Source organism: Streptomyces sp. M-16, from assembly GCF_052114405.1.
Lineage (GTDB): Bacteria > Actinomycetota > Actinomycetes > Streptomycetales > Streptomycetaceae > Streptomyces.
The window spans coordinates 22,069-42,718 of the sequence record NZ_JBFRER010000093.1; the positions used below are offsets into that span (position 1 = coordinate 22,069).

Consider the following 20,650-nt stretch of genomic DNA (forward strand, 5'->3'; position numbering starts at 1 on the left):
GCCTAGAACCACTCCGCGCTGGTGGGGAGATCATTTCAGTCATTGACTTTGCCCTGTCACCGGCCGAAAAGGGCGGGCGGCAATGCCGGGGGTAAAGCAGTCGGCTGCGGGTGCCCGGTGAGGGCACCCGCAGCCGCCCCGCTCGGTCAGAGGTACTGGCCGGTATTCGCCACCGTGTCGATGGAGCGTCCGGTGTCCGCGCCCTGCTTTCCGGTGACGAGGGTGCGGATGAATACGATCCGCTCGCCCTTCTTTCCGGAGATCCGGGCCCAGTCGTCCGGGTTGGTGGTGTTCGGCAGGTCCTCGTTCTCCTTGAACTCGTCCACGCAGGCCTGGAGGAGGTGGGAGACGCGCAGGCCCTTCTGGTTGTGCTCCAGGAAGGCCTTGATCGCCATTTTCTTCGCGCGGTCCACGATGTTCTGGATCATCGCGCCCGAGTTGAAGTCCTTGAAGTAAAGGACTTCCTTGTCGCCGTTGGCGTACGTGACCTCAAGGAAGCGGTTTTCCTCGGTTTCGGCGTACATCTGCTCGACGACGGTCTGGATCATGCTGTGGACGGTGCCGGCCGTGGAGCCCTGGTGCTCGGACAGGTCGTCCGTGTGCAGGGGCAGCGAGGCCTTGAGGTACTTGGCGAAGATGTCCTTGGCGGCCTCCGCGTCCGGGCGCTCGATCTTGATCTTCACGTCGAGGCGGCCGGGGCGCAGGATGGCGGGGTCGATCATGTCCTCGCGGTTGGAGGCGCCGATGACGATGACGTTCTCCAGGCCCTCCACACCGTCGATCTCGGCGAGCAGCTGGGGGACGATGGTGTTCTCCACGTCCGAGCTGACGCCGGATCCGCGGGTGCGGAAGAGGGACTCCATCTCGTCGAAGAAGACGATGACGGGGGTGCCCTCGCTGGCCTTCTCACGGGCCCGCTGGAAGACGAGGCGGATGTGCCGCTCGGTCTCGCCGACGTACTTGTTGAGGAGTTCGGGGCCCTTGATGTTCAGGAAGTAGGACTTCCCGGCGGGCTGGCCGGTCACCTCGGCGACCTTCTTGGCAAGGGAGTTGGCGACGGCCTTGGCGATGAGCGTCTTGCCGCAGCCGGGAGGGCCGTACAGCAGGATGCCCTTCGGGGGCCGCAGTTCGTGCTCCTTGAAGAGGTCGGGGTAGAGGTAGGGGAGCTCGACGGCGTCGCGGATCAGCTCGATCTGGTCGCCCAGGCCGCCGATCTTGTCGTAGTCGATGTCCGGGACCTCTTCGAGGACGAGTTCCTCGACCTCGCTCTTGGGGACCACTTCGTAGACGTAGCCGGAGCGGGGCTCCAGGAGCAGGGCGTCGCCGGGGCGGATGGTGATGTCCAGGAGCGGCTCGGCGAGCCTCACCACCCTTTCCTCGTCGGTGTGCCCGACCACCAGGGCGCGCTCGCCGTCCTCCAGGATCTCCTTGAGGGTGACGATGTCGCCGGCGCGCTCGAACTCCATGGCCTCGACCACGTTGAGCGCTTCGTTGAGCATGACCTCCTGGCCGCGCCGGAGGTCCTCCGGTTCGACGCTGGGGCTCACGTTCACGCGGAGCTTGCGCCCCCCGGTGAAGATGTCGACGGTGCCGTCCTCGTTCGCCTGCAGGAAGACACCGAAGCCGGCCGGCGGCTGTGCGAGCCGGTCGACCTCTTCTTTGAGGGCCACGATCTGGTCGCGGGCCTCACGGAGGGTGTTCGCCAGTCGTTCGTTCTGCGCGGAGACGCCTGCCAGATTCGTCTGGAGCTCGACGATCCGCTCTTCGAGAATCCTCGTGTGACGCGGAGAGTCGGCGAGCTTGCGTCGCAGGACGGCGATTTCCTGCTCTAGATAGGCAACCTGGCCAGCGGGGTCCTCAGACCCTCGCCCGGGCCGGATGCCGCGGTTGATGTCGTCGTCGTGGGCTGCCACGGTCCTCACCTCCTCCAAGGGGAGCTGGACGCTTCCTGACCCTACCTGGGCTGGTGGTGATTGAAACCCCTAGATCACAAAGACGGTAGAGGTGTGTCCGATCTTCACCCTTGCGTACTCCCTCACGCCAGGGAAATACCCACCCTTCAACATCGGAAAGCAGCCGGTTGTAAGGTCGAACTGTTCAACACCCGTCAGGGCTCGCGCGACTTGTCGCGAGTTGTGTCCGGGACGGATCACTCAGGGCAGGAAACGGCAGGAGATATGACCGTGCAGCAGGAGGCTCCGACGGGCGGTACCGGCGAGGCCGGGGAGCCGCTTGAGGTCTGGATCGACCAGGACCTCTGCACCGGGGACGGCATCTGCGTGCAGTACGCGCCGGAGGTGTTCGAGCTGGACATCGATGGTCTGGCGTACGTGAAGACCCCGGAGGACGAGCTGCTGCAGGACGCGGGGGCGACCACTCCGGTTCCGCTGACGCTGCTCCAGGACGTGGTCGACTCGGCCAAGGAATGTCCGGGCGACTGTATTCACGTAAGGCGCGTTTCGGACAGGGTCGAGGTGTACGGCCCGGACGCGGAGTGACGCTTCAAACACGCGTGGCGGCCGAGTCCGTCAGCTCCTGGCGGAATTTCCCGCCGGTCCAGCGCCACTTGGCGAGCTGCTTCACGTCCGGGCTGTAGCGCGGGACCGAGGGCGAGGAGTAGCCGAGGAGGCGGGCGGTGACGGTCCGGTCGCTCACGGTGAGCCCGGTGGCGGTCTGCCGGCGGGCGGCGTCGAGGAGGGTGGCGACGACGCGGGGGGCGGCGCCCTGTTGCCCGTCCCGGGCGAGTACGTAGATCGCGTGGGGCGGGGTGCCCGAGCCGGCGTCGCAGCGTACGGCGGCGACCGTCTCCGGGTTGCCGTCGCCGTCGAGGTCGCCTTCGGCCGTGTCCGTGACGGCCTGTGGGGCCCCCTTGCAGTCGAGGGGGTACGTGACGGCGTGCGCGTCGGGGGCGGGGGCCGGCGGGCCGCTCGCCGCGGTGGGTCCGGGGGTGGCTCCGGTGGCCCGGTCCGGTTGGAGCAGTCCCCCGCCGGCTATGACGGCGGCCATGGCGCAGGCGGTGGCGACCCAGTGGACGGGGCGGGTGTGGTGGTGCGCCAGGACGTCCAGTGCCGGGGCCGGCGGGGTGGGGCTGTGCAGCACGCGGGGTGTCTCCTGTGCGAAGGGTGACGGGGAGCCAGCATCGTGCCATACCTCACACGGGGGTGGAACGGCCGGGTCCGGGTGGGTTTCCCCGGTGCAACGAAAAGGCGCTGTGGCGCAGTTCCCGGGTTGGCCGGGGAACTGCGCCACAGCGCTTTCGTGTTGGGCGTGAGGACGGGTCCTAGGCGGAGCGGTCGCTGCCGGGGCCCTCGTAGTCCTCGCCGTAGGCGCCCTTGGAGGGGCGGCGGCGGCGCATGGGGGGCTCGACGCCGTCCGCGAGGCGGCGGGCGGTGACGAGGAAGCCGGTGTGGCCGATCATCCGGTGGTCCGGGCGGACGGCGAGGCCCTCGACGTGCCAGTTGCGGATCATCGATTCCCAGGGCTGCGGTTCGGCGTAGCAGCCGAATTCGCGGATGGATTCGACGGTGCGCGAGAGCTGGGTGGTGGTGGCCACGTAGCAGCAGAGGATGCCGCCGGGGACGAGTGCCTTGGAGACGGCCTCCAGGCACTCCCAGGGGGCGAGCATGTCGAGGATCACGCGGTCGACGTCGGTGTCGGACAGGTTGTCCTGGAGGTCGCCCACGGTCAGCTGCCACGCGGGGTGGGGGCCGCCGAAGTAGCGTTCGACGTTGGCCGTGGCGATCTCGGCGAAGTCCGCGCGGCGCTCGTAGCTGTGGAGCATGCCCTGGTCGCCGATGGCGCGCAGCAGGAAGCTGCTCAGGGAGCCGGAGCCCACTCCTGCTTCCACGACGCGGGCGCCGGGGAAGATGTCGGCGAAGGCCAGGATCTGGCCCGCGTCCTTGGGGTAGACCACGGCGGCGCCGCGGGGCATGGACAGGACATAGTCGGGGAGCAGGGGGCGCAGCGCGAGGTACGCGACGTTGCCCGTGGTGCGGACAACACTGCCCTCGGGAGCACCGATCAGCTCGTCGTGCGGGAAGGAACCCTTGTGGGTGTGGAAATTCTTCCCGGCTTCGAGCGTGAACGTGTAGTGGCGGCCCTTGGGGTCGGTGAGCTGAACCTGGTCCCCGACCTCGAAGGGCCCGCGTCGGCGGGCGGCACCGGTCGGTTCGGACATGTGACCAGTGTATTGGGTTCAGGACTGGGGCCGCGCCATGGCCTTCACGAAGGCCTTCTCGACGTCGAGGGTGGACAGGACGCCGTAGATCTCGCCGCCGGTTTCGAGGACGAGGTATTCGCTGGCGGGGGTGGCGCGGAGGTGGTCGAGGAGTTCTTCGCCGGTGAGCTCGGCTGAAACCTTCATGCCGTCGGTGAGGTCCTGGGCGAGGGTGCTGACGGCGACCCAGGGCCGGCGGTGTTCGGGGACGGAGGCGATGGCGGTTTCGCGGACGATGGCGGTGGGGTCGCCGTGGCCGTCGACGACGACGAGGGCGCGGGCTCCGGCTTCGTTGGCGCGGCGGAGGGCTTCGGAGAGGGGGGTGGCGTTCTCGACGGGGATGGCGCGGCGGGTGAGGGCGCGGGCCTGGAGTTCGGGGAGGTGTTCGCGCAGGCGGGCGAGGCGGAGGCTGTTGCCTGCGCCGGTCCAGATGATCGCGGCGAGGATGGCGGCGAGGAGGGCGTCCATGACGGTGTCCATGCCGCCGATCTCCTGGGTGCGGTTGCCGAGGAGCCCGGTGTGGGTGAGGAGGGGGAGGCCGAGGAGGACGGTGACGGCGAGGCCGCGGCCGACCCAGGCTGCGGCGACGGTGCCGGTCATGGGTTTGCCGGTGATGCCCCAGATCACCGCGCGGAGCATGCGGCCTCCGTCGAGGGGGAGGCCGGGCAGGAGGTTGAAGGCGGCGACGAGGAGGTTGGAGATCATGAGGCCGGCCAGGAGGACGCCGGGGACGGTGGCGGGGTCGACGGCCTTCATGCCGAGGTAGAAGAGTCCGGCGAGGACGAGGGAGAGCAGGGGGCCGACGAAGGCGAGGACGAATTCGCGGCCGGGCGTCTCGGATTCCTTCTCGATCTCGGAGACTCCGCCGAAGAACTGGAGCTGGATGCGGCGCACGGGGAGTTTGAAGCGGAGCGCGGCGACGGTGTGGGCGAGTTCGTGGACGAGGACGGAGGCGTAGAAGGCGACGGCGAAGAAGAGGGAGACGAGGTAGCGGGTCGGGCCGAGGTCGGGCAGGACCTGGTCGAGCCGGTCGCCGAAGACCCAGGTGATGAGGGCGGCGACGAGGAACCAGCTGGGCGAGACGTAGACGGGTACGCCGAAGGGGCGGCCCATGAGGATCCCGCCGCCCGGGTCGGAGCGCTTGGCCGTGCGCTCGCCGGTTTCGTCGGTGTCTGCCACGGTTGTCCTTCGTTCGGTGCCGGTGGTTCCAGTGTGGTCCATGTCGTGGGTGCGCCGCTTGGTGCGGTAGCGCGGTGTGATGCTCCGATCATGCAGTGCGAGGGCGCCGGAGTCGATGGTATGCGCGTGCTGTCGGCGGTGGGCCGTAGGGTTTCACGCATGACGACGATCCCCGGTGCCGATCCTTCCCCGGCTGCTGCCCGGCCCACCTCGCTGTCGCCTTCGCGGGCGGGTGATTTCATGCAGTGCCCGCTGCTGTACCGGTTCCGGGTGATCGACAAGCTGCCGGAGAAGCCGAGCGCGGCGGCGACGCGGGGCACTCTGGTGCACGCGGTGCTGGAGCGGCTCTTCGATCATCCGGCGGCGGAGCGGACGGCGCCGGTGGCGAAGGCGTTGGTCCCGGGGCAGTGGGACCGGTTGCTGCGGGCGAAGCCGGAGCTGGCGGAGCTGTTCCCGGAGGGGGACGAGGGTGCGGGCCTGGCGCGGTGGCTGACGGAGGCCGAGGCGCTGGTGGAGCGGTGGTTCACGCTGGAGGACCCGACGCGGCTGGAGCCGGTGGAGCGGGAGTTCTTCGTGGAGACGGAGCTGGAGTCGGGGCTGCGTCTGCGGGGGATCATCGACCGGGTGGACGTGGCGCCGTCGGGTGAGGTGCGGATCGTCGACTACAAGACGGGGAAGGCGCCGCGGCCGGAGTACGCCGAGGGCGCGCTGTTCCAGATGAAGTTCTACGCGCTGGTGGTGTGGCGGCTGAAGCGGGTGGTGCCGCGGCGGCTGCAGCTGGTGTACCTGGGCAGTGGGGACGTGCTGACGTACGACCCGGTGGTGGCGGATCTGGAGCGGGTGGAGCGCAAGCTGCACGCGTTGTGGGAGGCCATCCGTGAGGCGACGGAGACGGGTGACTGGCGGCCGCGGCCGACGAAGCTGTGCGGCTGGTGTGATCATCAGGCGGTGTGTCCGGAGTTCGGGGGRACTCCCCCGGCGTATCCGCTGGTGATCACGCCGAGGCCGGCGGCGGACCGGCCGGCCGATTCCTGATCGTCCGGTCAGGGCACAATGGGCGGGGTCCGCCGATGCCGTCCGACGAATTCGAGGTACACCCCGTGGCGATCCGCGTCCTGCTGGTCGACGACCAGCCACTGCTGCGCACCGGTTTCCGGATGATCCTGGAGGCCGAGCAGGACCTGGTGGTGGTGGGTGAGGCCGGGGACGGTCTGCAGGCGCTGGACCAGGTGCGGGCGCTGCAGCCCGATGTGGTGCTGATGGACATCCGGATGCCGCGGATGGACGGGGTGGAGGCGACGCGGCAGATCACGGGTCCGGAGCGGAACGGGCCGGCGAAGGTGCTGGTGCTGACGACGTTCGACCTGGACGAGTACGTGGTGGAGGCGCTGCGGGCGGGGGCGAGCGGCTTCCTGTTGAAGGACGCCCCGGCGAACGAGCTGGTGCAGGCGATCCGGGTGGTCGCGGGGGGCGAGGCGATGCTGGCGCCGAGCATCACGCGGCGGCTGCTGGACAAGTACGCGGGGCACCTGCCGTCGGGTGAGGAGAGCCTGCCGGACACGCTGGGGACGCTGACGGAGCGCGAGGTGGAGGTGCTCAAGCTGGTGGCCCGGGGGTTGTCGAACGCGGAGATCGCGGCGGACCTGTTCGTGAGCGAGACGACGGTGAAGACGCACGTGGGTCACGTGTTGACGAAGCTGGGGCTGCGGGACCGGGTGCAGGCGGCCGTGTACGCGTACGAGAGCGGGCTGGTGCGTCCGGGCGCCCAGTAGCGGGGCCCGATCGCGAAAGGGCCGGCGGCCGCGTGTGCGGCCGCCCGCCCAGGCCGGTGACGTTCTGGCGGGTGACGGCGTACTGCTTGCCCTGCCAGAGCGGGATGATCGGGAGTTCGTCGGCGACGATGTCCTGGAGACGGGTGTAGTCCGTGTTGGCCGCGGTGCGGTCGGACTTGGTGTTGGTCGCCGGGATGAGGGTCCCGGTGATCTCCTTGTTGTCGTAGTTGTTGTGCAGCACGTTGTCCGGGCCGAAGAACGGCTGCGTGAAGTTGTCGGCGTCCGGGTAGTCGGGGACCCAGCCCTTGACGTAGACGCCGTACTTGCCGTCCTGGATGTCCTTCTCGTACTGCTCGTACTCGACGGACTTCATGTCGGCCTCGAAAAGGCCGCTGTCGTTGAGCTGCTTCGCGATGACCTGGAACTGCTGGTCGGTGGAGGGGCCGTAGCGGGACGGCGTGGAGTACAGGGTGAGCTTGATCTTGCCGGTGATGTTGGCGGCCTTCAGGACCGCCTTGGCCTTCTCGACCTGGGGGCTGCCGCCGTAGCGGTCGAAGAAGGGGGTGGTGTGTCCGGCGATGCCCGCGGGGACGATCGAGTAGAGCGGGGCGGCGGTGCCCGCGTACACGTCCTTGACGAGCGCTTCGCGGTCGATCAGGTAGGCGATGGCCTTGCGGACGGGGAGCTTGCCGACGACGGGGTCGTTGACGTTGAAGACCATGTGCTCGACTTCGGCGCCGGTGCCCTGGACGACGTCGACCTTGTTGTCGCCGGTCTTGACCGAGGCGAGGGCGGCGATGTCCTTGGCGGCGAGACCGCGGAAGGCGAAGTCGACGTCGCCGCTCTCCAGGACCGTCTTGAGGCCGGCCTGGTCGCCGTTGAAGAACTTCAGCGTGACGCCGGTGTTCTTGGCCTTGGCCTTGCCGCTGTAGGCCTCGTTGACGGAGAAGCTGGCGCTCTTCTCGTTGATCGAGTCCAGCTTGTACACGCCGGAGCCGATGGCCTTGCCGTCCGTGCGGAGCTTGTTCGCCGGGTACTCGGCGTGGTCGACGATGGAGCCCGCGCCAGACGCGATCTTGCTGGGGAAGGTCGCGTCGGACGTCTTGAGGCGGAAGACGACGGTCTTCTCGTCGGGGGTGTCGATGCCGGCGATCGAGGACAGCATGACGGCCGGACCGGCGTCGTCGTTGATCTTCAGCGTGCGCTCGAAGGAGAACTTGACGTCCTTCGAGGTGAGGCTGTGGCCGTTGCTGAACTTCAGGCCGGTGCGCAGGACGCACTTGAACTGCTTGCTGTCGGCGCCCTCGAAGGCGCAGGACTGCGCGGCGTCGGGCTCGGGGGTCGTGCCGCCCTTGGGGAAGCTGAGCAGCGACTGGAAGACGTTGTTGAAGAGCAGCCAGGAGCCCGGGTCGTAGCCCGCCGCCGGGTCGGTCGACTTCACCTTGTCGGATATCCCCATGACCACGCCCTTGCCGCTGCCGGCGTTGGCGCCATCGGTCGAACCGCAACCGCTGAGCAGCGCGGCGGCGGTGGCCGCGCCGAGCGGGGCCGCCAACCACTGGTTACGTCTCTTCACGCGAATGTCCTTCACAGTCTTGTCTGGTCGTTGCGCCGGCCTGCGACGTCCGCCGCCGGTTGCTGCCGGGTCTCAGCCGCTGACACCCCGGCCGAGTTCCCACAGCTGGAGGTCGGAGATGGCGTTGACCGACCACTCCACCCCGGTGATCCCGTCGCGTGCGGCGACGTACTGCTTGCCCTGCCACAGGGGCAGGACGGGTACGTCCTCGGCGACGATGTCCTGCATGTCCGCGATCGCGGGTGCGGCGGTGTTGCGGTCGGCCGCGCGCCGGGAGTCGGGGATGAGCCTGGTGCGCACCGTGCTGTTGGCGTACGGCGTGCCCAGGAAGTTGTCGGCCTCCAGGAAGGGGGCGAGGAAGTTGTCGGCGTCCGGGTAGTCGGGGAACCAGCCGAGCCCGTAGGCGGCGTAGTCGCCCTTCTTCTGCGCGGGCCGGAAGTCGGACCAGTCGTTGCCCTGGACGGTGATGTCGAACAGCTGGGTGGAGTTCAGCTGGGTCTTCAGGGCCTCGAACTCGGCGGCGGTGCCGTCGCCGTAGTGGTCCTTGGTGTAGTTCAGGGTGAGCTTGACCGGGGTCTTGATCCCGGCGGCCCTCAGCAGGTCGGCTGCCTTGGCGGTGTTGGCCTCGCCGTACTTGTTGAAGAACGAGTTGACGTGGCCGGTCACCGTGGTGGGGACCAGCGAGTACAGGGGCTGCGCGGCCTTGCCGTAGACCTTGGAGATGACGTTGTTGCGGTCGACGGCGGCGGCGAGGGCCTGGCGTACGGCCTTGTCCTTGACGACCGGGGCGTCGGTGTTGAAGCCGAGGTAGCGGATCTCCAGGCCGGGCAGGGGCACGAGCTTGACGCCCTTGGGCGGCTTCGCGGAGAAGTCGGCGATCTGGGCGGGCGCCAGGGTGCGCGAGACCATGTGGACGGAGCCGTCGGTGAGGGCCTTGCCCATGGAGGCGGAGTCGGCGAAGGTGCGCAGTTCGACCTTGTCGTTCTGCAGCTTGATGTCGCCCTTGTAGTTCGGGTTCTTGGTGAAGACGGCCCGGACGAGGTGGTCGTCCTTGACCTCGGCCTTCATCGTGTAGGGGCCGGAGCCGTCGACGGCGAAGCCGGGGCGGAGCTTCTTGGCCTCGTAGTTCTTCTCGCTGACGATGCCGGCGGCGGGGGTGGAGAGCTTGTACGGGAAGGTCGCGTCGGCGGTCTTCAGGTGGAAGACGACGGTGTCGGCGCCCTTGACCTCGACGGTGTCGAGGGTGGAGAGGAGGGAGGAGGGGCCGTTCTCGTCCTTGATCGCGAGGACGCGGTCGATGGAGAACTTGACGTCCTTGGCGGTGAGCGGGTCGCCGCTCGCGAACTTCAGGCCGGGCCGCAGGACGCAGCGGTAGCTCTCGTTGCCCGTGTCGGTGAAGCGGCAGTCGGACGCGGCTTCGGGGACGGGCTGGCCGCCGCCACGCGGGGTGTGCATCAGCGTCTGGACGGTCTGGCGCAGGACGTTCCAGGCGCCGGCGTCGTAGGCGTAGGCGGGGTCGAAGGGGGCGGGGGCGTAGTCGGCGGCCTCGAACCGGTCGGTGGTACCGACGACGATCGCTCCGGACGCTGCTCCTCCGCCACTCGCGCTGCCGCATGCGGACAGCGCGGGGGTGAGCAGGCCGATCGCGGCCGTCAGCACCATGGTCTTGCGGTTCATGCTGGAAGTACTCCCTCACCCGGCACTTGGTCAAAGCGGCGTAGAGGGCACTTCGCGGCGGTCGCCCGTTCAGGGCGGAACGATCGGGCCGGTGTTTGACGATCGGTCCACGCGGTACCGGCGCAGGGGTGTGCGGCCAGTGCGGCAGAGGTGCGTGCGGAGTGCCCGGATCGACATTAGTGGCCCGGGACGGGATGGCTTGAACCGGCAGGAGTTGGGGCGTAATCGCACGGTGATGGGAGCGGACTGACCGCTTATGCCGGAGTCTTCGCAGATGTGGTCAGGAGATGATCAATCCGGACACATGGGAAGGGCTCGGGGCACTCCGACGGGCCCGTCCCGGTCTCCCCGGGTGACCAAGGTCACCCACTGCAACATTCCCCGGCAGGATGGAATTTCGGCCTCCGGGGGCGGGCGCGGAAGATCCTCTCGTGGGACCGCGACCGCACCCCCGTTCCGTTCGGTACGGAGCGTGCGCGGTCAGTTCAGCGGAGTGATGAGGGACCGCAGGAACGGCAGGTCCACCTCTTCGAGCGAGGCCACCACGGTGCGGCCCGGGGCCGGCTCGATCCGGCCGACGGAGGGCACGGCCACGACGCGGCAGCCGGCGGCCTCGGCGGCCGCGACACCGGTGGGGGTGTCCTCGATGACCGCGCACCGCGAGGGGTGCGCGCCCAGGGTGCTCGCGGCCAGCAGGTACGGGTCGGGGTGCGGCTTGGTGCGCGGGACCTCGTCCCCGGCGACGGTCATGGTGAACCGGTCGCGGCCGAGGGTGAGCAGCACCTGGTCGATGACCCGGCGGTGGGAGGCGGAGACCAGGGCGGTGGGCACGTTGTGCCGGGCCAGCTCGCTCAGCAGCCGCTCGGCGCCGGGCATCAGCGGGACCTGGTCGGCGATGCGGGCCTCGAAGCGCTCGTTGAGCAGCACGCTCAGCTCGGCGAGGCCGATGGCGGCGCCGGTGGCCTCGATGAGGAAGGCCGCGCTGCGGCTCATGGGGCCGCCGACGACGATGTCGCGCCAGGCGTCGTCGAGCCGGTGGCCGAGTTCCCGGAAGATCTCCGCCTCGATCTCCCACCAGAACCCCTCGGTGTCCACGAGGGTGCCGTCCATGTCGAGGAGCACCGCCTGCAGGGCGTGCCCGTCTGCCGTACGGGCGACGGGAGCGGGAACGGTGCTGGTCATGCGTACGCCTCTCGCAGGGGACGACAAGGCCGGTCACCTCGCCGTGGGGGCAACCCCTCGGTAGCAGGTGACCGGCCTGTATGGGACCGACCAGTGTACGCCGGTCCGCGTCAGCGTGCGTTGAAATACTTCGCTTCGGGGTGGTGAATCACGATGGCGTCGGTGGACTGCTCGGGGTGGAGCTGGAACTCCTCCGAGAGGTGGACGCCGATCCGCTCCGGCTGGAGGAGGTCGGCGATCTTCGCCCGGTCCTCCAGGTCGGGGCAGGCGCCGTAGCCGAGGGAGAAGCGGGCCCCCCGGTACTTGAGGTCGAACATGTCCTCCACGGCGGCCGGGTCCTCGCCGCCGAAACCGAGCTCGGCGCGGACGCGGGCGTGCCAGTACTCGGCCATGGCCTCGGCGAGCTGGACGGAGAGGCCGTGCAGCTCCAGGTACTCGCGGTAGGAGTCGGACTCGAACAGCTTGGCCGTGGCCTCGCCGATCTTCGAGCCGACGGTGACCACCTGGAGGCCGACCACGTCGGTCTCGCCGGACTCCTCGGGGCGGAAGAAGTCCGCGAGGCACAGACGGCGGCCGCGGCGCTGGCGCGGGAAGGTGAAGCGGGTCCGCTCGTTGCCCTGCTCGTCGAGGATGATCAGGTCGTCGCCCTTGGAGACGCAGGGGAAGTAGCCGTAGACCACGGCCGCTTCGAGGAGGTTCTCGGTGTGGAGCTTCTCCAGGAGGCCGCGCAGGCGCGGACGGCCCTCGCTCTCGACGAGCTCCTCGTACGTGGCTCCGCCCGCGCGGGCCTGCTTGAGGCCCCACTGGCCCTTGAACAGGGCTCCCTCGTCCAGCCAGGATGCGTAGTCCTTGAGCGGGATGCCCTTGACCACGCGGGTGCCCCAGAAGGGAGGGGTGGGGACCGGGTTGTCGACGGACACGTCGGAACGGCCGCCCGGCTCCTGGGGCTCCTCCACCTGGAGCGCCGGGGTGTCCCGCTTGGCCACGCGGCGCTGCTTCAGCTCGGGCAGCGAGGCGCCGGGGACGCCGCGCTTGACCGCGATGAGGGCGTCCATGAGGCGCAGGCCTTCGAAGGCGTCGCGGGCGTAGCGGACTTCGCCTTCGTAGATTTCGTGGAGGTCCTGTTCGACGTAGGCGCGGGTGAGGGCGGCGCCGCCGAGGATGACGGGGTAGTCGGCGGCCAGCTTGCGCTGGTTGAGCTCTTCCAGGTTCTCCTTCATGATCACGGTGGACTTGACCAGGAGACCGGACATGCCGATGACGTCGGCCTTGTGTTCCTGGGCGGCTTCCAGGATCGCGGAGACCGGCTGCTTGATGCCGATGTTGACGACGTTGTAGCCGTTGTTCGTCAAGATGATGTCGACGAGGTTCTTGCCGATGTCGTGGACGTCACCGCGGACCGTGGCCAGCACGATCGTGCCCTTGCCCTCGTCATCGGTCTTCTCCATGTGCGGCTCCAGATAGGCCACCGCCGTCTTCATCACCTCGGCCGACTGGAGGACGAACGGCAGCTGCATCTGACCGGAACCGAACAGCTCACCGACGACCTTCATGCCCTCCAGGAGGGTGTCGTTGACGATGTCCAGGGCCGGCCTGCTCTCCAGCGCCTCGTCCAGGTCCCGCTCCAGGCCGTTCTTCTCCCCGTCGATGATCCGCCGCTGCAGCCGTTCGTCCAGCGGCAGCGCCAGCAGCTCCTCCGCCCGGCCCGCCTTCAGCGACTTCGTGTTCACCCCCTCGAACAGCGCCATCAGCTTCTGCAGCGGGTCGTAGTCACCCTCACGCCGGTCGTAGATCAGATCCAGGGCAGTGGTGACCTGCTCCTCGTCGAAACGGGCGATCGGCAGGATCTTCGACGCGTGCACGATCGCCGAATCCAGACCCGCCTTCACGCACTCGTCCAGGAACACCGAGTTCAGCAGGACACGGGCGGCCGGATTCAGCCCGAACGAAATGTTCGACAGACCCAGCGTCGTCTGCACGTCCGGGTGACGGCGCTTGAGCTCGCGGATCGACTCGATCGTCGCGATCCCGTCCTTGCGGGACTCCTCCTGCCCCGTGCAGATCGTGAACGTCAGGGTGTCGATGAGGACGTCCGACTCGTTGATGCCCCAGTTCCCCGTCAGATCCGCGATCAGACGCTCCGCGATCGCGACCTTGTGCTCCACCGTGCGGGCCTGGCCCTCCTCGTCGATCGTCAGCGCGATCAGCGCGGCGCCGTGCTCCCGGGCCAGAGCGGTGACCTTCGCGAAACGCGACTGCGGACCGTCACCGTCCTCGTAGTTCACCGAGTTGATGACCGCACGCCCGCCCAGCTTCTCCAGGCCCGCCTGCAGGACCGGGACCTCGGTGGAGTCCAGCACGATGGGCAGCGTCGAGGCCGTCGCGAAACGGCCCGCCAGCTCCTTCATGTCCGCGACCCCGTCACGGCCCACGTAATCCACGCACAGATCCAGCATGTGCGCGCCCTCACGGATCTGGTCCCGGGCCATCTCCACACAGTCGTCCCAGCGGGCCTCCAGCATCGCCTCACGGAACTTCTTCGACCCGTTCGCGTTCGTCCGCTCACCGATCGCCATGTACGCGGTGTCCTGCCGGAACGGCACCGTCTGGTACAGCGAGGACGCACCGGGCTCCGGCCGGGGCTCACGGACGGCCGGACTCAGGCCGCGGACCCGCTCCACCACCTGCCGCAAGTGCTCCGGCGTCGTACCACAGCAGCCACCCACCAGAGAAAGACCGTACTCACGGACGAACGTCTCCTGGGCGTCCGCGAGCTCGGGGGCGGACAGCGGGTAGTGCGCGCCGTTCTTGCCGAGGACGGGCAGGCCGGCGTTGGGCATGCAGGAGAGCGGGATGCGCGCGTTGCGGGCGAGGTAGCGCAGGTGCTCGCTCATCTCGGCGGGGCCGGTGGCGCAGTTCAGGCCGATCATGTCAATGCCGAGCGGCTCCAGCGCGGTGAGCGCGGCGCCGATCTCGGAGCCGAGCAGCATGGTGCCGGTGGTCTCGACGGTCACGGAGCAGATGAGCGGCACGGAGACGCCGAGGGCCTCCATCGCGCGGCGGGCGCCGATGACGGAGGACTTGGTCTGGAGCAGGTCCTGGGTGGTCTCCACCAGGAGGGCGTCCGCGCCGCCGGAGATCAGGCCTTCGGCGTTGATCTGGTAGGCGTCGCGGATCTGCGCGTAGGTGATGTGGCCGAGGGTGGGGAGCTTGGTGCCGGGGCCGATGGAGCCGAGCACCCAGCGCTGCTGTCCGGTCGTGGCGGTGAACTCGTCGGCGACCTCGCGGGCGATCCGGGCACCGGCCTCGGAGAGCTCGAAGTTGCGCTCGGGGATGTCGTACTCGGCGAGGGCGGCGAAGTTCGCGCCGAAGGTGTTGGTCTCGACGCAGTCCACGCCCACCGAGTAGTAGGCCTCGTGGACCGAACGCACGATGTCGGGGCGGGTCACGTTCAGGACCTCGTTGCAGCCTTCGAGCTGCTGGAAGTCCTCCATCGTGGGGTCCTGCGCCTGGAGCATGGTTCCCATGGCTCCGTCGGCGACGACCACGCGGGTCGCGAGCGCCTCTCGGAGGGCATCGGCCCGGGTCTGGGTGTCTGCGGGCGGGTTCGGCAACGAGGCCATGGTTGAGCTCCCTGGGATGCGACGGCTGTCGGCTTTGCACCCCCTCTGTGTCAAGGGTGCACGCGGTCAGGGTAACCGCGCCGCACCGGACCCGGTGCGGTCGTCCCACGTGGCGGACTGCATTCTGTGCGCGGGGCCCGGACGGGGGATGGTGCGGCGCGCGGCGCGCCGGAAGCCGCCCGACCATACACAAGGTCGGCATCGACCGATAGTGTTCAGCATTGTCGAACTACGTCAGCAGGAGGCTGCGCGATGGCACGGAACATCCAGTCGCTCGAACGAGCCGCTGCGATGCTGCGGCTCCTGGCGGGCGGGGAACGCCGGCTGGGTCTCTCGGATGTGGCGTCCTCCCTGGGCCTGGCCAAGGGCACGGCGCACGGGATCCTGCGCACGCTGCAGGCCGAGGGTTTCGTGGAGCAGGACGCGGCCTCGGGCCGCTATCAGCTGGGCGCGGAGCTGCTGCGCCTGGGCAACAGCTACCTGGACGTGCACGAGCTGCGCGCCCGCGCGCTGGTCTGGACGGACGACCTGGCCCGGGCGAGCGGCGAGAGCGTGTACGTGGGGGTGCTGCACAAGAGCGGGGTGCTGATCATGCACCACGTGTTCCGCCCGGACGACAGCCGTCAAGTGCTGGAGGTGGGGGCGATGCAGCCGCTGCACTCCACGGCGCTGGGCAAGGTCCTGTCGGCCTACGACCCCGTGGCGCACACGGAGGCCGTGGAGGCGGAGCGGGAGGCGTTCACCCCCCGTACGGTCACGGACGCCGCGGGTTTCGAGGAGATCCTGGACCTGACGCGGGCGCGGGGCTGGGCCGCGGACGTCGAGGAGACCTGGGAGGGCATCGCCTCGGTGGCGGCGCCGATCCACGACCGGCGGCGGATGCCCGTCGGCGCCGTCGCGGTGGCGGGGGCCGTGGAGCGGGTCTGCGGGGATTCCGGGGAGCCCCGGGCGGCGCTCGTGGCCTCCGTACGGGACTGCGCACGGTCGGTTTCGCGCGACCTCGGAGCGGGCCGGTTCTGAGCTTGACCTGATCCACCTGATCCACCCAGCGGCCACCCTGTGGGCCGTTTGGGTGGATTTTGTCTTTTACCGATCACCCATTGGCCGATTTTGGCTGATCGCACCTAGTGGTAACGATCCGGTTCTTTGACCTGGCCAGCCCTTGACGCGTTCTTCACCCAGGCGGAAAACTGCCGTTCATCGGTCGGCATTGTCGAACACCTACCGGCAATACGCGTTAGGCTATGGCGAGGCCAAGGACCGGTGCARCACTCACCGAGTGCGTGGACCACCGGAGGGACCCGGTGTCCGCCCACCCCTGGACGTAAGACAAAGGAGTCGCGGGTGTCCAGCTCCGACATCTTCATCGGCGAGACCATAGGTACCGCCCTGCTCACTCTGCTCGGTGGTGGCGTCTGCGCCGCCGTCACCCTCAAGAGCTCCAAGGCCCGCAACGCGGGCTGGCTCGCGATCACCTTCGGCTGGGGTTTCGCCGTCCTGATCGCCGCCTACGTCTCCGCACCGCTCTCCGGCGCGCACCTCAACCCGGCGGTCACCGTCGGCATCGCCGTCAAGACCGGCGAGTGGGGCGACGTCCCGGTCTACCTCGCCGGCCAGCTCCTCGGCGCCATGATCGGCGCGGTCCTGATGTGGATCACGTACTACGGCCAGTTCCGTGTGCACCTGTCCGACCCGGAGCACATCCGCGACGCCAAGCTCGGTCCCGAGGACCCGCACCCGCACGACACGGCCGGTCCGGTGCTCGGCATCTTCTCCACGGGCCCCGAGATCCGTAATGTCGTGCAGAACCTCGCGACCGAGATCATCGGTACCGCCGTCCTGGTGCTGGCCATCCTGACCCAGGGCCTCCAGGACGACGGCAAGGGGCTCGGTGTCATCGGCGTCCTGATCACCTCGTTCGTGGTCGTCGGCATCGGCCTCTCGCTGGGCGGTCCGACCGGCTACGCCATCAACCCGGTGCGCGACCTCGGTCCGCGCATCGTCCACGCCCTGCTCCCGCTGCCCAACAAGGGCGGTTCGGACTGGGGGTACTCCTGGATCCCGGTCGTCGGCCCGCTCGTCGGTGCCGCCCTCGCCGGTGGTCTGTACAACATCGCGTTCGCCTGATCAGCATCGGCAAGATCGCAAGATCCGCACCGCCCTCCTGATTCCGCCAACTCTTCAGACCTGCCAGGAGCAGCCACCATGACCAGCAGCACCGGCCCCTTCATCGCCGCGATCGACCAGGGCACCACCTCCTCCCGCTGCATCGTCTTCGACCGCGACGGCCGCATCGTCGCCGTCGACCAGAAGGAGCACGAGCAGATCTTCCCGAAGCCGGGCTGGGTCGAGCACGACGCCACCGAGATCTGGACCAACGTCCAGGAGGTCGTCGCCGGAGCCATCGCCAAGGCCGAGATCACCTCCGCCGACGTCAAGGCGGTCGGCATCACCAACCAGCGCGAGACCACCGTCCTGTGGGACAGGCACACCGGCGAGCCGGTGCACAACGCGCTGGTCTGGCAGGACACCCGCACCGACTCCCTCTGCAAGGAGCTCGGCCGCAACGTCGGCCAGGACCGCTTCCGCCGCGAGACCGGCCTCCCGCTGGCGAGCTACTTCGCGGGTCCGAAGGTCCGCTGGCTGCTCGACAACGTCGAGGGCCTGCGCGAGCGCGCCGAGGCCGGCGACAYCCTCTTCGGCACCATGGACTCGTGGGTCATCTGGAACCTCACGGGCGGCGCCGAGGGCGGTGCGCACGTCACCGACGTCACCAACGCCTCGCGCACCATGCTGATGAACCTGCACACCCTGGCCTGGGACGACAAGATCGCCGAGTCCATGGGCGTCCCGCTCAACGTCCTCCCGGAGATCAAGTCCTCCGCCGAGGTCTACGGCCACGTCAAGGAGGGCGTCCTCGCCGGCGTCCCGGTCGCCTCGGCGCTCGGTGACCAGCAGGCCGCCCTGTTCGGCCAGACCTGTTTCGCCGAGGGCGAGGCCAAGTCCACGTACGGCACCGGCACGTTCATGCTGATGAACACCGGCGACAAGGTCATCAACTCCTACAGCGGCCTGCTGACCACGGTCGGCTACCAGATCGGCGACCAGAAGCCGGTCTACGCCCTGGAGGGCTCCATCGCCGTCACCGGCTCGCTCGTCCAGTGGATGCGCGACCAGATGGGCATGATCAAGACCGCGGCCGAGATCGAGACCCTCGCGCTCTCGGTCGAGGACAACGGCGGCGCGTACTTCGTGCCGGCCTTCTCCGGCCTGTTCGCCCCGTACTGGCGCTCCGACGCCCGCGGTGTGATCGCCGGCCTCACCCGGTACGTCACCAAGGCGCACATCGCCCGTGCCGTCCTGGAGGCCACCGCCTGGCAGACCCGCGAGATCACCGACGCCATGACCAAGGACTCGGGAGTCGAGCTCGCGGCCCTCAAGGTCGACGGCGGCATGACCTCCAACAACCTGCTGATGCAGACCCTCTCCGACTTCGTGGACGCCCCCGTGGTCCGTCCCATGGTCGCGGAGACCACCTGCCTCGGCGCCGCCTACGCCGCCGGCCTGGCCGTCGGCTTCTGGCCCGACACCGACGCCCTGCGCGCCAACTGGCGCCGCGCGGCGGAGTGGACCCCGCGCATGCCCGCCGAGCAGCGGGACCGCGAGTACAAGAGCTGGCTCAAGGCCGTGGAGCGGTCCATGGGCTGGGTCGACGACGAAGACGCCAGCTGACCGCACCAGCTGAGTCAATCGACGAGGAGCTGAAAGAGATATGAGCACCCTGCAGAGCGTTCCCGCCCTGGGTACGCACCCGACCGCCGGTTCGAACCCGAGCCGCGCCGAGACCCGTGAGCAGCTGTCGAAGGCCACCTACGACCTGCTCGTCATCGGCGGTGGCATCCTGGGCACCTCGGTGGCCTGGCACGCCGCGCAGTCGGGTCTGCGGGTCGCCATGGTGGACGCCGGCGACTTCGCCGGCGCCACCTCCTCCGCCTCCTCCAAGCTCGTCCACGGCGGTCTGCGCTACCTGCAGACCGGCGCGGTCAAGCTGGTCGCCGAGAACCACCACGAGCGCCGGGTGCTGGCCAAGGACGTGGCCCCGCACCTGGTCAACCCGCTGACCTTCTACCTGCCCGTGTACAAGGGCGGTCCGGTCGGCGCGGCGAAGCTGGGCGCGGGCGTGTTCGCGTACTCGGCGCTCTCGGCCTTCGGCGACGGGATCGGCAAGGTCATCTCGCCGGCCCGCGCCGTCGCCGACAACCCCGGTCTGAAGACGGACAACCTGAAGGCCGTCGCGGTCTACTACGACCACCAGATGAACGACTCCCGCGTCGCCGTCATGACGGTCCGCGCGGCCGTCGAGTCCGGCGCGGTCGTCCTGAACCACGCCGAGGTCACCGGTCTGCGCATGACGCGCGGCCGGGTCTCCGGCGCCGAGCTCAAGGACCGCCTCGACGGCACCGAGTTCGGGGTCGACGCGCGCGTCGTGCTCAACGCCACCGGCCCGTGGGTGGACCACCTGCGGCGCATGGAAGACAAGCACGCGATGCCGTCGATCCGCCTGTCCAAGGGCGCGCACATCGTCATGAAGCGCAAGTCGCCGTGGAAGGCCGCCATGGCCACCCCGATCGACAAGTACCGCATCACCTTCGCCCTCCCGTGGGAGGACCAGCTGCTCCTCGGTACGACCGACGAGGTCTACGAGGGCGACCCGGCGGACGTGCGCGCCACCGAGTCGGACATCCAGCAGATCCTCGACGAGGCGGCCTTCTCCGTGAAGGACGCCGACCTCGACCGCTCCCTGATGACGTACGCCTTCGCCGGCCTGCGGGTGCTGCCCGGCGGCCCCGGCGGCGTCGAGAAGGCCAAGCGCGAGACGGTGGTCTCCGAGGGCGCGGGCGGCATGCTGTCGGTGGCCGGCGGCAAGTGGACCACGTACCGGCACATCGGCCGTGTGGTCATGGACAAGCTGGCCAAGCTCCCCGGCAGCCCGCTCACCGAGGACATGGAGCCGGTGAAGTCCCTGGTGCGCCGCATCGCGCTGCCCGGCGTCGCCAACCCGAACGCGGTCGCGCACCGGCTGCTGGTGGACCGTGAGCCCGGCACCCGGATGGACCCGCTGACCGCCCGTCACCTGGCCTCGCACTACGGCTCGCTGGCCTTCGACATCGCCCGTCTGGCGAACGAGGACCCGGAGCTGGCCGAGCGGATCCACCCGGACGGTCCCGAGATCTGGGCGCAGGTCGCCTACGCCCGTGACAACGAGTGGGCCGAGACGGTCGACGACGTGCTGCGCCGCCGTACCACCGTGACGGTCCGCGGCCTGGACGACGAGGCCGTACGGACCCGGGTCCAGGAGATGCTGGGCCGCAAGGCATAGCTGTCCCGCAGGTGGGGAAGAGGGGCGGTTCCGAGGGGAACCGCC

General features: G+C 69.1%; 14 protein-coding genes and 1 pseudogene. 7 read left to right on the plus strand and 8 right to left on the minus strand.

What is annotated here, in order from left to right; genetic code table 11:
• Positions 1–146: 146 nt before the first annotated feature.
• Positions 147–1,913, minus strand: coding sequence for a proteasome ATPase (gene arc, locus AB4039_RS31225; protein WP_266838169.1), 1,767 nt, complete (start codon positions 1,911–1,913; stop codon positions 147–149).
• A 264-nt stretch (positions 1,914–2,177) separates the two neighbouring features.
• Here arc and AB4039_RS31230 point away from each other — a divergent pair, with 264 nt between their 5' ends.
• Positions 2,178–2,498, plus strand: coding sequence for a ferredoxin (locus AB4039_RS31230; RefSeq protein ID WP_266838171.1), 321 nt, complete (start codon positions 2,178–2,180; stop codon positions 2,496–2,498).
• Positions 2,499–2,502: 4 nt separating this feature from the next.
• Here AB4039_RS31230 and AB4039_RS31235 read toward each other — a convergent pair whose 3' ends face one another.
• The 3 genes from AB4039_RS31235 to AB4039_RS31245 form a co-directional block, all read right to left on the minus strand.
• Complete coding sequence (locus AB4039_RS31235; RefSeq protein ID WP_266838172.1) at positions 2,503–3,099, minus strand: hypothetical protein; 597 nt, start codon at positions 3,097–3,099, stop codon at positions 2,503–2,505.
• A 181-nt stretch (positions 3,100–3,280) separates the two neighbouring features.
• Positions 3,281–4,177 carry a tRNA (adenine-N1)-methyltransferase gene (locus AB4039_RS31240; protein WP_007263187.1) on the minus strand — a complete coding sequence of 299 codons (897 nt, stop codon included), beginning with the start codon at positions 4,175–4,177 and terminating at the stop codon, positions 3,281–3,283.
• Between the two features lie 18 nt (positions 4,178–4,195).
• Complete coding sequence (locus AB4039_RS31245; RefSeq protein ID WP_266841511.1) at positions 4,196–5,329, minus strand: site-2 protease family protein; 1,134 nt, start codon at positions 5,327–5,329, stop codon at positions 4,196–4,198.
• A gap of 225 nt (positions 5,330–5,554) precedes the next feature.
• Between AB4039_RS31245 and AB4039_RS31250 the strand changes: the two genes are divergently transcribed.
• A complete protein-coding gene (locus AB4039_RS31250) occupies positions 5,555–6,430 on the plus strand; it encodes a RecB family exonuclease (RefSeq protein WP_266838175.1) in 876 nt (291 codons plus the stop codon).
• Positions 6,431–6,495: 65 nt separating this feature from the next.
• Positions 6,496–7,167 (plus strand): response regulator, encoded by a 672-nt coding sequence (locus AB4039_RS31255; protein ID WP_030233586.1) that lies wholly within the window; start codon positions 6,496–6,498, stop codon positions 7,165–7,167.
• Positions 7,168–7,216: 49 nt separating this feature from the next.
• On the opposite strand, the pseudogene AB4039_RS31260 reads toward AB4039_RS31255, so the two are convergent.
• The 4 genes and pseudogenes from AB4039_RS31260 to metH form a co-directional block, all read right to left on the minus strand.
• Positions 7,217–8,743: pseudogene (locus AB4039_RS31260) on the minus strand (ABC transporter substrate-binding protein); the annotation flags it as partial.
• Between the two features lie 72 nt (positions 8,744–8,815).
• A complete protein-coding gene (locus AB4039_RS31265) occupies positions 8,816–10,420 on the minus strand; it encodes an ABC transporter substrate-binding protein (protein WP_266838178.1) in 1,605 nt (534 codons plus the stop codon).
• Between the two features lie 480 nt (positions 10,421–10,900).
• Entirely contained in the window at positions 10,901–11,602 is a 702-nt protein-coding gene (locus AB4039_RS31270) for an HAD family hydrolase (RefSeq protein WP_266838180.1), read from the minus strand.
• Positions 11,603–11,712: 110 nt separating this feature from the next.
• A complete protein-coding gene (metH, locus tag AB4039_RS31275) occupies positions 11,713–15,225 on the minus strand; it encodes a methionine synthase (protein ID WP_442272353.1) in 3,513 nt (1,170 codons plus the stop codon).
• A 252-nt stretch (positions 15,226–15,477) separates the two neighbouring features.
• Between metH and AB4039_RS31280 the strand changes: the two genes are divergently transcribed.
• From AB4039_RS31280 to AB4039_RS31295, 4 genes are all read left to right on the plus strand, one after another.
• Positions 15,478–16,245 carry an IclR family transcriptional regulator gene (locus AB4039_RS31280; protein ID WP_266838183.1) on the plus strand — a complete coding sequence of 256 codons (768 nt, stop codon included), beginning with the start codon at positions 15,478–15,480 and terminating at the stop codon, positions 16,243–16,245.
• 324 nt (positions 16,246–16,569) lie between these two features.
• Positions 16,570–17,352 (plus strand): MIP/aquaporin family protein, encoded by a 783-nt coding sequence (locus AB4039_RS31285; RefSeq protein WP_266838185.1) that lies wholly within the window; start codon positions 16,570–16,572, stop codon positions 17,350–17,352.
• Between the two features lie 78 nt (positions 17,353–17,430).
• Positions 17,431–18,957: a glycerol kinase GlpK gene (gene glpK, locus AB4039_RS31290; RefSeq protein WP_442272354.1), complete on the plus strand. Its 1,527-nt coding sequence runs from the start codon at positions 17,431–17,433 to the stop codon at positions 18,955–18,957.
• A 40-nt stretch (positions 18,958–18,997) separates the two neighbouring features.
• Positions 18,998–20,605 (plus strand): glycerol-3-phosphate dehydrogenase/oxidase, encoded by a 1,608-nt coding sequence (locus tag AB4039_RS31295; RefSeq protein WP_266838189.1) that lies wholly within the window; start codon positions 18,998–19,000, stop codon positions 20,603–20,605.
• The last annotated feature ends 45 nt before the right edge of the window (positions 20,606–20,650 follow it).